Origin of the sequence: Acidiphilium sp. 34-64-41, assembly GCF_002282635.1 — a bacterium.
In the GTDB taxonomy this organism is placed as follows: Bacteria; Pseudomonadota; Alphaproteobacteria; order Acetobacterales; family Acetobacteraceae; genus Acidiphilium; species Acidiphilium rubrum.
On sequence record NZ_NCJX01000097.1, the window covers coordinates 1 to 13241 of the forward strand.

12 protein-coding genes and 1 pseudogene are annotated in these 13241 nt (G+C 63.9%); 5 read left to right on the forward strand and 8 right to left on the reverse strand.

Going from position 1 to position 13241, the window contains the following annotated elements; all coding sequences use genetic code 11:
- Positions 1-103: 103 nt before the first annotated feature.
- Positions 104-313: pseudogene (locus tag B7X49_RS15835) on the forward strand (IS481 family transposase); the annotation flags it as partial.
- Here B7X49_RS15835 and B7X49_RS15840 read toward each other — a convergent pair.
- The 8 genes from B7X49_RS15840 to B7X49_RS15875 all read right to left on the reverse strand — a co-directional run bounded on the left by B7X49_RS15840 (position 270) and on the right by B7X49_RS15875 (position 8204).
- Positions 270-1721, reverse strand: a complete 1452-nt coding sequence (locus B7X49_RS15840) for a M20/M25/M40 family metallo-hydrolase (RefSeq protein ID WP_286705045.1) — start codon at positions 1719-1721, stop codon at positions 270-272. The pseudogene B7X49_RS15835 and the gene B7X49_RS15840 overlap by 44 nt on opposite strands.
- A gap of 4 nt (positions 1722-1725) precedes the next feature.
- Positions 1726-3252, reverse strand: coding sequence for an ABC transporter substrate-binding protein (locus tag B7X49_RS15845; protein WP_286705044.1), 1527 nt, complete (start codon positions 3250-3252; stop codon positions 1726-1728).
- The gene (locus tag B7X49_RS15850) at positions 3249-3479 is read right to left on the reverse strand and encodes a hypothetical protein (protein ID WP_286840148.1); all 231 of its coding nucleotides are present in this window, start codon (positions 3477-3479) and stop codon (positions 3249-3251) included. Before B7X49_RS15850 ends, B7X49_RS15845 begins: the two co-directional genes overlap by 4 nt.
- Before the next feature lie 37 nt (positions 3480-3516).
- Complete coding sequence (locus tag B7X49_RS15855) at positions 3517-4209, reverse strand: dipeptide/oligopeptide/nickel ABC transporter ATP-binding protein (protein WP_286840151.1); 693 nt, start codon at positions 4207-4209, stop codon at positions 3517-3519.
- Complete coding sequence (locus B7X49_RS15860; protein ID WP_286705042.1) at positions 4206-5234, reverse strand: ABC transporter ATP-binding protein; 1029 nt, start codon at positions 5232-5234, stop codon at positions 4206-4208. Before B7X49_RS15860 ends, B7X49_RS15855 begins: the two co-directional genes overlap by 4 nt.
- On the reverse strand, positions 5231-6061 hold the full coding sequence (locus B7X49_RS15865) for an ABC transporter permease (RefSeq protein WP_286705041.1): 831 nt from the start codon (positions 6059-6061) through the stop codon (positions 5231-5233). Before B7X49_RS15865 ends, B7X49_RS15860 begins: the two co-directional genes overlap by 4 nt.
- Complete coding sequence (locus tag B7X49_RS15870; protein WP_286705040.1) at positions 6061-6978, reverse strand: ABC transporter permease; 918 nt, start codon at positions 6976-6978, stop codon at positions 6061-6063. The genes B7X49_RS15865 and B7X49_RS15870 overlap by 1 nt, the downstream gene beginning before the upstream one ends.
- A gap of 215 nt (positions 6979-7193) precedes the next feature.
- Positions 7194-8204, reverse strand: a complete 1011-nt coding sequence (locus tag B7X49_RS15875; protein ID WP_286705039.1) for a 1-aminocyclopropane-1-carboxylate deaminase — start codon at positions 8202-8204, stop codon at positions 7194-7196.
- A 161-nt stretch (positions 8205-8365) separates the two neighbouring features.
- Between B7X49_RS15875 and B7X49_RS15880 the strand changes: the two genes are divergently transcribed.
- From B7X49_RS15880 to B7X49_RS15895, 4 genes are all read left to right on the forward strand, one after another.
- On the forward strand, positions 8366-8830 hold the full coding sequence (locus B7X49_RS15880) for an Lrp/AsnC family transcriptional regulator (protein WP_408735583.1): 465 nt from the start codon (positions 8366-8368) through the stop codon (positions 8828-8830).
- A 529-nt stretch (positions 8831-9359) separates the two neighbouring features.
- Positions 9360-10397: an NAD(P)-dependent alcohol dehydrogenase gene (locus B7X49_RS15885; protein ID WP_029312898.1), complete on the forward strand. Its 1038-nt coding sequence runs from the start codon at positions 9360-9362 to the stop codon at positions 10395-10397.
- Positions 10398-10525: 128 nt separating this feature from the next.
- Positions 10526-11821, forward strand: coding sequence for an MFS transporter (locus tag B7X49_RS15890; RefSeq protein ID WP_286840157.1), 1296 nt, complete (start codon positions 10526-10528; stop codon positions 11819-11821).
- Positions 11822-11852: 31 nt separating this feature from the next.
- Positions 11853-13169 (forward strand): amidohydrolase, encoded by a 1317-nt coding sequence (locus B7X49_RS15895; RefSeq protein WP_286705037.1) that lies wholly within the window; start codon positions 11853-11855, stop codon positions 13167-13169.
- Positions 13170-13241 lie beyond the last annotated feature (72 nt).

Below are 13241 nucleotides of genomic sequence, written 5' to 3' on the forward strand. Positions count from 1 at the left end.
CGCCGCCCCGAACCGCCATCTCGTCCCCCGTCAATCCTAAAATCATGGAGAATCAGAGCCGGTTCGAAAGGGCAAGTGAAATGTGTGAATGCCGTAGCCATCAAGGGGGGCAACCATCAAACGCTTCCGCTATGAGCGCCACCATGAACTACGCAGTCATCTCGACAACTTTGTCACCGCATACAACGACGCCAAGCACCTTAAGACCCTCAAAGGTCTCACTCCATACGAGTTCATCTGTAAAACCTGGACAAATGAGCCGAACCCATTCACCCTAAACCCGCTCCATGAATTGCCGGAACCAAACATCTAGCGTCAATGGAAGGTGCGCTTGGTGTATTTCCCGCCCCGAGATCCCACCACAGGCCGGCGAACGCGGTGATCGCCTCGCGCAGCGACGAGGCCAGAATATGTTCATCAGGCCCGTGCTGCTGGCAGCCGTTGTAGCTGTGCGGCACCCAGACCAGCGGCACGTCGAGATGATCGACGAACACATCGCCCGGCAGACCGCCGGCGGCGTTGGGAATGATCTGCACCCGACGATCGAGGCTGCGCGCGATACTGTCGGCGGCGAACCGCACCCAGGGGTGCGCGGGATCGGTGCGGCTCGCCGGCATGCGGATGCCGGCGCGCTCGATCCGCACCTCGGGAAATCCTGCCGCGTCGAGATGACGGCGCAGATCGGCTTCGAAGGTCGCGGGATCGGCATCGACGGTGTAGCGCAGCTGGCAATGCGCCCGTGCATCGGGTGCGACGGCGTTGACCGGATGGGCCGGCGTGCCAGAGGTCATGGCCAGCACAATGAAGCTGGTCCAGGCGAAGATTTTTTCCGCATCGGTCAGGCCCGGCTCGCCCCAATCCGGATCGATCGCGGCCGATTGGCCGCTGCCGCCGACCGGGCAACCCTCCAGCACGGATTTGGTCGCCGCCGGAATGCCGGCCTTGGGCAACCAGCCGGGCACCAGGATGCGGCCATGCCGATCACAGATCGAGGCCAGCGCATGGGCGAGAATCACCGCCGGGTCCGCCGCCAGGCCGCCCCAATGGCCGGAATGCACGCCGCCGCGCCGCAGCGAGACCAGCAGATCGAAATGGAACGTGCCGCGCGTGCCGGTGGCGATCGTCGGCAGATCGGGCAGGACGCGCGGACCATCGGAGGCGATCAGCACATCGGCCGCCAGCAGGTCGCGCCGCGCCGCGACGAAGGCACGCAGCCCGCGCGAGCCCTGTTCCTCGCTGGTCTCCAGGATCAGTTTGATATTGAACCCAAGTCGGCCCTGCCGTGCCGCAATCACGGATTCCAGCGCGGCGAGATTGACCGCGTGCTGGCCCTTGTTGTCGGCAGTGCCGCGACCGTACCAGCGATCGCCCTCGACCGTCAGCGCCCAGGGCGCAAGGCCGGGGCGCCATTGATCCTCGAGCCCGTGCACCGTGTCGCCATGGCCGTAGGTCAGCACGGTCGGCACGCCCGCCGCTTCGATCCGCTCGGCGAACAGGATCGGCCCGAAACCTGGTTCCGGGTTCGGATGCAGCGCGACGGTGAAGCCGAGGCGGATCAGCCAGGGGCGGATATGCGCGTCGAGATAGGTTGCGACATCGGCCGCACGATCAGGGTCCTGCGAGGTGCTGGGCACCGCGATCAGTTTGGCCAGCACATCCTGGAACCGGCCGGAGTCGAAGGCGTCGCGCGCGTGGGCGATGGCGGTGCTGCGTTCGCTCATGGTGCTACGCCCACCGGCACAGGTAGAAGCGCGGCAGTTCATCGGGGAACGGGGTGAACACGAGGTCTTTCGAAAAGGCGTAATAGGTGACGAAGGTGAACAAGGGTAGAAATTCCGCGCGTGCGCTGACGCGATGGATCGCCTCGGCGTAGTCCTTCAACCGCGCCTGCGGCGAGGTCACCGATCCGCCGGCTTCGACCAGTTTTTCCACGACCGGGTCCCTGGCATAATCGTTCGGGCCGCCGGCGAGGAAATACGGGAGAATCGCCGAGACGTCGTTGATCGAATAGCTACCCCAGCTTCCCATGGCGAGCGGTGCTTGGCCGGCCATCACCTTCTGGGTCATGGCGCCGACCTGAAGTTGCTGGATGTTGACCCTGATCCCGACGGCCTTGAGGTAGTTCTGTACCGCGGCGTTCCAGGATGGCAGCAGATACGTCACCAATGTAGTGGAAAAGCCGTTCGGGAATCCTGCTTCCGCAAGCAGTTTCCGTGCCCGTTCGGGATTGTACGGATAGGCCACGGCGGCAGATTCCTGGCAACCAAACTGGCTGGGATAGCAAGGGGCGGCGATCGGCGTGGAACCGCCCTGGACCAGATCCTTCGCCATCGCGGCACGATCGATCGCGCAGAAGATTGCCTGGCGGACTTTCAGTTTGGTCAGCGGATTATCCTTGCCGGTCCGCCCGGCGGCATCGATCGAAATATAACCAATCCGCATCGAGGGGGCACGTAGCGCGGTCTTGCCAGGCAGTTCCGACAGATTTTTGAACTGGTCGGGGTTGTACTGCCAGATCCAATCGGCCTGCCCGCTGATGAACGCGGTGAGTTCACCCGCCGCATCGAGCACTTCGGAGATTTTGATGGAGCGGATCGCCGGCCGACCTTTCGGACTGTCCTTGAAATAACCATCGAACCGCTCGAGATCGATCTCGCTGCTGCCGCTGACCCGGGTGATCCGGTAAGGGCCGGTGCCGATCGGCTTTTGCGAATAGGCCGCTGCCCCGACTTTTTCGCGATAGGTCTTCGGGTAAATCGGCAGCACCATTGCGAAATATTCCAGCGCCGCTGGAAAGACGCCCTTGAGTTTGAAACGGACCTGATCCGCGCTCAGTTTTTCGACGCCCGCGATGAACGAGAAATTGCTCGGCACCATCGCTTTCGGATCATGCAGCACGCTGTTGAAGGTATAGACCACATCGTCGACGCCGAACGGATCACCGTTGTGGAAGTTGACACCTTGCCGCAACGTAAAGTCGATCGTCGTCGAATCCGGCATCGTCCATGATGTCGCGAGCAGCGGGACGATCTTAAACGTGTGCGGATCGCGATAGACCAGGGTGTCCCACGCCTCGACCGCGACGATCAGCCCGGTGCGCAGATTGTTGCGATACGGATCGATATCCGGGATCGCATCGCGCCACGTGATGCGGAGCGTATCATCGGCCTTGTCGGCCCACGATGTGCGGGTGAGTGCGGGTAGCGCTACGGCGGTGGCGGCTGCGGTGTTGGTGAAGATCCGTCGCTTCATGTCAGGCTCCTGATGGGAAGATCGCGCGATTCGGCAAGGTCCGGAACGGGTCGTTCCGTTAGATGACACTCCACGGCGCCGCGCGGTGGTGGGCGATGGTTGCAGGTCGCCAGCGCGCGGGGGCAGCGCGGGTGGAACCGGCAGCCGGGGGGAATGTTGGAGGGATCGGGATAATCGTCGCCCAATGGCAGCACGGGAATGCCGAGCGCCGGATCGGGTGTCAGCACGGCGCTCAGCAGGGCGCGGGTATAGGGGTGGCTGGGATCACGAAAGATGCCCGAGATACATCACCGCCAGATCATCGGCGATATGCTCGACAACCGCGAGGTTGTGGCTGATGAACACGATGGTCAGCCCGAATTCCACGCGCAGGGCGGCCAGCAGGTTGAGGATCTGCGCCTGGACGGAAACGTCGAGCGCCGATGTCGGTTCGTCGCAGATCAGGATGCGGGGCTGGCCGATCAGCGCGCGCGCGATCGCCACGCGCTGGCGCTGGCCGCCCGACAGCTGCCCCGGATACCGCCGTGCGATATCGGCCGCGAGCCCGACCCGTTGCAGCATGTCGGCCACGCGGTCACGGCGTTCGGCGCGGCCGATGCCGCCCTCGGCGAGCAGCGGCAGGGCAATGATCGCGCCCACCGTTCGGCGCGGGTTGAGCGAACTCATCGGGTCCTGAAACACCGGCTGGATCAGGCGGGCGCGATCGCGCCGCGGTACGGCGGCGAGCGATCGGCCTTCGATGGTCACGCTGCCGGCGGTGGGGGAAAGCAGACCCAGCAGGAGGCGGGCCAGCGTGGATTTGCCGCAACCGGACTCACCGACGACACCGAGGACGCGCCCGGTGCCGACCGCGATCGAAACGTCGTCGACCGCGACAACGTGGCGCGGCGCGCCCAGCGCGCCGTCACGTTGCTGGAAACTGCGCGACAGGCCCGTGATTTCGATCGCGTTGCTCATGCCGTCGCCACCCATCCCGGGGACAACCGGCAGCGATAGATGTGATCGGGTCCCGCTTCGCGCTTGGCGACAGGTTCAGCGCAGACGGGCAAGGCCTCGGCGCAGCGGTCGCGGAACGCGCAGCCGATGAAACCGCTGCGGATCGCGGGCACGATGCCGGGGATACTTCCTAGTGTCTCGCCCTTGCGCACCCTGCCCGGTACGGGAATCGAGGCGAGCAGGCCGCGCGTATAGGGGTGGCTGGGTGCGGCGAACAGGGACGCGACCGGCGCCTGTTCGACGATTTCGCCGGCGTACATGACCGAAACCTGATCGGCGACACGTGCGACGACGCCGAGATCATGGGTGATCAGCAGCACCGCAAGTCCGAAATCCCGCTTCAGGTCGGCGAGCAGGTGCAGAATTTGCGCCTGCACCGTGACATCGAGCGCGGTGGTCGGTTCATCGGCGATCAGCACGGCAGGTTCGCACAGCAGCGCCATGGCGATCATCACCCGCTGGCGTAGGCCGCCGGACAATTGATGGGGGAACTGGCCAAGCCGCATCTCCGGGGCCGTAATGCCGACCCGGGCGAGCATTGCCGCCGCAGCGTCCACCGCGGTCGATCGGCTGTTGCCCCGGTGGCGGCGGAGTACCTCGATCATCTGCGAGCCGATCGTATAGGCGGGGTTCAGGCTGGTCATCGGCTCCTGGAAGATCATCGCGAGGCGATCGCCGCGCAGCCGGGCGAGATCGCGCTCCGCCAGACCGGTCAGATCGGTGCCGCTGAACAGGATGCGCCCGGCCTGGCGGCGCGCCTGACGGGGCAGCAGACCCAGCACCGACAGCGCCGAGATCGACTTGCCGCAACCTGATTCACCGACCAGGCAATGGGTCTCGCCCGGCGCCACCGCGAGGCTGATGCCGCGCACGACATGCAGCGGCCCAAAGGCGATATCGAGGCCTTCGATGGCCAAAGCGGAGGCCGATGCCGGGGTTGGTCTTTGCGCCTGGGCGGATTCGGATCGATGCGGCGCGGTGCTCATCGATCCGTCTCCGCGCCCAGCGCATCGCGCAGGCCATCGCCGAGCAGGTTGATGCCGAGCACGAGCACAAGCAGCGCGATGCCGGGGATTTCGATCACCCAGGGGGTGAAGAACATATAGTCCTTCGCCTCCGCGATCATGAGCCCCCAGGACGGCAGTGGCGGTGGCACGCCCAATCCAAGAAACGACAGCGCGGCTTCGAGCAGGATGGCGATTGCCATGTCAACGGTAGCGATCACGATGAGGTGATGGACGATGTTGGGCAGAATCTCGGCGAAAATGATCCGGCCGTGCGACGCGCCTGCGGCGCGCGCAGCGGCAATGTAGTCCTGGGCGCAGACCTGTCGCGTCGCAGCGCGCGAGACCACGGCGAAGCGCTCCCATAGCAGCAGGCCGATGGTCAGCATCACCACGGTGAGCGAGCTGCCGACCAGGGACACCACTGTCAGGGCAACCAGGATCAGCGGGATCGCGAGGCGGCAAGAGATCAGGAACATCACCACCCGATCGACCACGCCGCCAAAATACCCGCCGACGACGCCGAGGGTGGTGCCGATTGCGCCCGACAGTACAATGGTGGAAATCCCAATCAACATCGATATCCGTGCCCCCAGGATCAGGCGCGACAGGTAATCACGGCCCAATTGATCGGTGCCGAGGATATGAGCGTCCGAGCCACCCTTCATCCACATCGGCGGGATAAACCGATGGCCGAGGTCCTGGGTGAACGCACTGTGCGGTGCCAGCGCGGGGCCGAACATGGCGACGAGCGCAGTGAATCCCACGATCACGGCACCCAGATAAAGCCCGATCCGTCGCATTGCCATCAAGTGCCGCGCAGCCGCGGATCGAGCAATGCACCACACACATCGGCCAGCAGATTGAGGCCGACGAAAATCATGGCGAAGAGCAGGACCACTGCCAGGACCACGGGAAAATCGCCTTTGCCGATCGATTCCCACGCCAGATAGCCGACCTCCCGCACATTGAACACGACCTCGACGACCACCGATCCGCCGAGGATGAAGCCGAGTTGCACGGCAGAAACCGCGACCACCGGCATCGCAGCGTTGCGCAGCGCGTGCTTGCAGACAATGCTGGTTCGCGACAGGCCCTTGGCCCGCGCGGTGCGGATGTAATCGGCGCGCATCGCATCGACCATGCCAGCGCGGGTCATCCGCAGCATGACCGGAATCGCAACGAAAGACAGGACGAAGGCCGGCAGCACGTAGCCCCGCCAGGTTTCGGTGCCGGCAATCGGAAGCCAGTGCAGATCGATCCCGAACCAGACGATCAATAATAATCCGAGCCAGAAGCTGGGCACCGCCTGACCGATCAGCGCCACCGTGCCGATTAGATTATCCACGAGCCTGCCTTCGTTGAGGGCCGCAACGATCCCGAGCGGCACCGCGAACACGATGGCGATGGCTATGGCAGTCAGGCCGAGCAGCAATGTTTTGGGGAAATGCGTTGCGATCAGGTGTGAGACTTTCTCGTGAAACAGATAGGATTCGCCCAGATTGCCGTGCAGCGCGTGGTCGGCCCAGGTCAGAAACTGCACCGAGAGCGGCTGGTCCAGCCCAAGCTGATGACGGATCTGCGCAATCGCCTGGGGTGAAGCGTCGGGGCCGGCGATGTTTATCGCGAGATTGCCTGAAATTCGGGTCAGGGCGAAACTTGCAACGAGGACCGTCAGACACACCAGAATCGCGAGAAGCAGTGACCGACCCAGATATCGCACCATGGAGTCAGCCTATGCTGCAATGCAGCGGGCGGCAAGCGAAGATTTCGCCCTGACCCGAACGCAATTGCCGCGCCGTTGCCAAAATTGAGATAGGCTCAGCGCCGGGACTCGGGGTTCCGGCAACAGAACCGAATGGTCGGTTCGCGTTGCGCCGATGGCCTTTGCAAAGGGGGTTCGACGCCAAGCGACCCGTCTGTTGCGTAACGCTCCGCGTGTTAACCATTGCGAAACGTGTAGCTATATCCGTTCAGAGCCGGCGCACCGCCAAGATGCGCGTAGAGGATTTTCGACCCGGACGGAAAGAAGCCCTTTCGCACGAGATCTATCATGCCCTGCATCGACTTCCCCTCGTACACCGGGTCGGTGATCATACCTTCCAGCCGTGCCGACAGACGGATCGCATCCACCGTTTCCTTCGAGGGCACGCCGTACACGGGGTACGCGTAATCCTCCATCAGTACGACGTCGTCATCCATCACATCCGCGCCGCCGACCAGGGCGGCCGTTTTTCGCGCAATGTCGAGAACCTGCGCCTTCGTTTGTGCGGGAGTGCAGGACGCGTCGATGCCAATCACGTTGCGCGCCCTGCCGTCCGCGGCGAAGCCCACGACCATGCCTGCATGGGTTGATCCGGTGACGGTGCAGACAATCACATAATCGAAGTGTAGGCCCATTTCGGCCTCCTGGGCGCGCACCTCCTCGGCAAACCCAACATAGCCCAGGCCGCCGAACTTGTGCACGGACGCGCCAGCCGGGATGGCATACGGGTTGCCGCCCTTGGCGCGCACGTCCTCGAGAGCCCGTGTCCAACTCTCGCGGATACCGATGTCGAAACCTTCATCCACCAGTTGGGTCTCGGCGCCCATGATGCGCGACAGCAGGATGTTGCCAACACGGTCGTACACGGCGTCTTCGTGCGGGACCCAGCTCTCCTGGATAAGCCGACACTTCATTCCGATTTTGGCTGCCACTGCCGCCACCATGCGGGTGTGATTGGACTGCACCCCGCCGATCGAGACAAGCGTGTCAGCCTTACTGGCGATGGCGTCGGGCACGATGTATTCCAGCTTGCGGAGCTTGTTTCCGCCATACGCGAGGCCGGAGTTGCAGTCTTCCCGCTTAGCGTAGATTTCGACGGCACCGCCAAGATGAGCAGTCAGGCGGGGAAGGTGCTCGATAGGCGTCGGTCCAAAGGTCAGTTTGTAGCGCTCGAATTTGTCCAGCATCAACGCGGAATTCCCTGTTGTGATAACGAGGAGGCAACATACCAAACCTTTGTCGGAAGGTGCTCTCAAATTTTGTAGTATTTCAGGGGTATCGCCAAAATATATGGATGTTTACTAGAGTGAAAAACCGATTCGGTACCCGTTTTATGGAAGATCCTCTCATGACTGATTCGCTTGACCGTATGGACCTCAAGATATTGCGCCTGCTGCAAACCGACGGCCGAATGGGCAATGCGGACATCGCCAAGCAGGTGAACACCAGTCAGGCCACGTGCCACCGTCGCACGCAGCGGTTGTTCGCCGACGGGTTCATCAGCGCTGTCCGGGCGCAGATCGTCCCTGGCAAGGTTGGCCGAGGCTCGCTGGTGATGGTCGGTGTTGTGCTGGACCGTTCGACGCCTGAGAGCTTCAGCGCCTTCGAAGCTGCGATTCGCTTGATGCCGATGATCCTCGATTGTCACTTGGTCGCCGGCGATTTCGACTATTTTTTGAAAATCCGGGTGCGCGACATGGCGGACTTCAACCGGTTGCATGGCGAAAAACTGATTGGCTTGCCCGGGGTCAGGCAAACCCGAACCTTCTTCGTCATGAAGGAGGTCGTGGACAACGCCACACTGGCGATCTGAGAGCCTGACTATCTCTTGGCACGGTGCCGCTGGGTGGGTGCCGTCGAGCGGGGACACGGTATCCGATCGTCACTGATCCAGCGGCCTCTCAAGGCACTCCAAGCCCTCGCGTATATGATTTTGAAAAGTGGGATGCTTTAGGCTTATTTCGAAAAACTGCTGCATATCTACCAACCCGTGTGGGGGCTGACACGTAGCGGGGCTCGGCATGAAGCGAGACAGAATGCCGGCAGCTCCGCGTCCCCAATCCGTCCCACTTTAAAATGACTCACCGTGACCGGTCGTGATGCCGGATGCTTCCAATGTATTGATTTAGTTAAGATTATTTTGTATCAATCGACAGAATATGAACACTAAATCGCCTTGACATGGCGGGGGTCACAGGTTCAATCCCTGTCGCGCCCACCAGATTTTCCGAAGTGACTACAATCACTTATCGGGAAATCTGGCCCCGTCTTCCAATTCCAGCGCCAACCGGCGGACCGCGCCACCAACGCCGCCGCATCACCCACGGGAGTCAACCATCACCATGCGTGCCCTGATCGTTGAGCGTAAAGGCGTTCTGTCGCTCCGTGACATCAACCTGCCCGACACGCTCGGCCCGCACGACGTGCGGATCGCCATCGACACGGTCGGCATCTGCGCGAGCGACGTGCATTACTACACCCACGGCCGCATCGGGTCCTACGTCGTCAACGAGCCGATGGTACTCGGCCACGAAGCCGCCGGCACCATCACCGAAATCGGCACCGCGGTGCACGGCCTCGCCGCCGGCGATCGCGTCTGCATGGAGCCTGGCGTGCCGGACGCCAATTCCCGCGCCGCCAAACTCGGCATCTACAACGTCGATCCCGCGGTGCGCTTCTGGGCAACCCCGCCGGTCCACGGCGTCCTCACCGCCGCGGTCGTCCACCCCGCCGCCTACACCTACAAACTGCCCGACAATGTCAGCTTCGCCGAAGGCGCCATGATCGAACCCTTCGCCATCGGCATGCAGGCGGCCACACGCGCCCGCATCGTCCCCGGCGATGTCGCCGCGGTGATCGGCGCCGGCACCATCGGCATCATGATCGCCCTGGCCGCGCTGGCCGGCGGCTGTTCGCGCGTGCTGATCGCCGATTTCAGCGCCGAAAAACTCGCCATCGCCGGCCAGTATCCCGGCATCACGCCGGTCAACATCGCAACCGAACCCTTCCGCGCCGCCATCGCGCGCGAAACCGCCGGCTGGGGGGCCGATATCGTCTTCGAGGCGAGCGGCAGCGCCAAAGCCTATGCCGACATCATCGACCTGGTCCGCCCCGGCGGCGCCCTCGTGCTGGTCGGCCTGCCGGTCGACACAGTGACGCTCGCGGTCCCCGAAGCCATCGCCAAGGAACTCCGCATCGAAACCGTGTTCCGCTACGCCAACGTGTTCGACCGCGCCCTCGCCCTGGTCGCCTCGGGCAAGGTCGATCTGAAACCGCTGGTCAGCGCAACCTTCCCCTTCGAAGACGCCATCGCCGCCTTCGAACGCGCCGCCGCCGGCCGCCCCACCGACATCAAACTGCAAATCCGCATCCCCGCGTGACGTCACGATAACCCCGGCCGGACGATACGCCGTCCCGGTACCCTTGCCGTCAGCGCGCAATGCGGGAATACTCCCGCACTGCGACACTCCAGGGACATAACCATGGGCAGTATGGCAGGTCTGACGTCATGACGAGCGCAGCATCGGATACCGAGTCCCCCCGCATCCTGCGCCGCGTCATCCTCGGGTCCGTGATCGGCAACGGTCTCGAATGGTTTGATTTCGTCTCCTACGGCTATTTCGCCGGCGCCATCTCGACGACGTTCTTCCCCGGCCGCTATCATCTCGTGCTCACCTGGGCGACCTTCGCGATCGGTTTCGTGGTCCGCCCGGTCGGCGGTGTGCTGCTTGGCGCCTATGCCGACCGCTATGGCCGCAAAAACTCCCTCGCCCTGCTCATCGTGATGATGGCGTTCGGCACACTCACCCTCGGCGTCACCCCCTCCTATGGCGCGATCGGCATTGCCGCACCGCTGATCATCGTGCTCGGCCGTATCGTGCAGGGCATCTCGATCGGCGGCGAATACGGCAATTCGACCGCGCTGCTGGTGGAATATGCACCGCCCGGCCGGCGCATGCTGTTCGGCAGCTTCCAGATGTCCTCGCAGGCGCTGGGCCGGGTCATCGCCGCCGGCTGCGCGCTGCTGGTCCTCACCGCCCTGCCGGCCAGCGCCTTGCATCACGGCGCCTGGCGGATTCCCTTCATCCTCGGCGCGCTGGTCGGCCCGTTCGGCTTCTGGGTGCGCTACCGGCTCAAGGAATCGCCCGAATTCCGCGCCCTGAAAGACCATACCGCGATCGAGCGCGCGCCGATCATCGAGGTCGTCCGCCATTACTGGCTGCCGCTGATCTGCGCGATCGGGCTGACCATCATCGGCACCGCGCTCACCTATATCTGGAACACCTATCTGCCGATCTACGTCGTCAAGGAACTTCACCTGCCGCTCTGGGAAGATCTGGTCGGCATCATGGTCACCTCGGGGATCGACATCGTGGTCTGCGCCATCGGCGGCATGCTGGCCGACCGGTTCGGCGCCTACCGGATGTTCTTCCTGTTCACCGCAATCTCCGCGCTGATCTCATATCCTTTCTTCGCCTTCGTCCTGGCCGCGCCGGGCTTCGAGCGGCTGATCATCGCCCAGCTCGTGGTGCTGACCGTGATGGGATTGCTCCAAGGATCGGGCCCGGGCCTGTATGCCTCGATGTTTCCCGCAGCGGTCCGCTCCACCGGCATGGCGATTTCCTATAATCTCTCCGTGATGATCTTCGGCGGCTTCTCGCCCCTCACCATCACCTGGCTGATCGCCATGACCGGCAATGCGCTGATGCCGGCCTATTATATCGTTGCGGCAGGCATCGCCTCGCTCGTCATCGTCGGCAGCACCGTCGGACGGGTGAAGCGCCTGGTTCCGGCAACCGCCTGAAACGTTGAACGACCCGCGAAAAGGACCGATGATGCCCGACGAACTCTCCGCCCGGCTCGCCGACATCACCGCCCGGGCGATCGCCACGCGGCGCGACCTGCATCGCCACCCCGAACTCGGCCTCACCGAATTCCGCACCGCCAGCATCGTCGCCGATCGCCTGACCCGCCTCGGCCTCGACGTCAAACTCGGCCGCGCCGTGATGGACAGCGCCAGCCGCGTCGGCATCCCGTCCGAGGCCGAGCTCGACCGCGCCTATCACGATGCCGAACAGGCCGGCGCGCCGGCCGCTTTCCTCCCCGCCCTGGCCGGCGGCCACACCGGCGTGGTCGCCACGCTGCACGGCAGCTCACCTGGCCCGGTCATCGCCCTGCGCGTCGATATGGATGCGCTGCCGATCCTCGAAAACGACACCCAGGCCCACCGCCCCGCCCGCGAAGGCTTCGCCTCGACGCGCACCGGCATCATGCACGCCTGCGCGCATGATGGTCACACCGCGATCGGACTCGCCGTCGCCGAACTCCTGGCCGGCGCGCGCGACCGCCTGCACGGCACGGTCAAATTCATCTTCCAGCCCGGCGAGGAGGGCGGTCGCGGCGCCCTGCCGATGGTCAAGGCCGGCGTGGTCGACGATGTCGATTATTTCATCGCGATCCATCTCGGCACCGGCGTCCCCAGCGCCGTGCTCCGTCCGTCGGTGCGCGGCCATCTCGCGAGCGTAAAGCTCGATGTCACGTTCCGCGGCAAGGCGGCTCATGCCGGCGGCCGGCCGGAGGAAGGGCGCAACGCCCTGCTCGCGGCATCGAGCGCCGTGGTCGGCCTCTACGGCATTTCCCGCCACCATTCCGGCCGCTCGCGCGTCAACGTCGGCACGCTGCGCGCCGGCTCGGGCCGCAACGTGATCGCCGATGAAGCAGTCATGTCGATGGAAGTGCGCGGCGAAACCGAAGCCATCGCCGACTACATGGCCGAGCGCGCCGAAGCCGTGCTGCGCGGCGCCGCCATCGCGCAAGACGTCGCGGTCGATATCCGCATCGCCGGCCGGACCACCGTCGCCGCGTCGGACGAACGCCTCGCCGAACATTTCGCCGCCACGCTGACCGGCCTGACCGGCGTCGCGATCGAAACCGCCCCCCACGTCACCGGCGGCAGCGAAGACGCGACATTCTTCATGCGCCGCGTCCAGGAACGCGGCGGCCAGGCGATCTACGCCGTGGTGGGATCGGATATTCCCTCTGGCCACCACACGCCGGAATTCGATATCAACGAGGCTGATTTTCCCTGGGCGATCGAAGCCCTGGCAACCGGCATCATGGGCCTCGGCACCCAACCACCGACGCCGCGCTAAACCGGACCGTCATCGAGCTAACAAAAATACTAACAAAACTCTTTCCCACCCCCACCCACGCGCCCTATGATG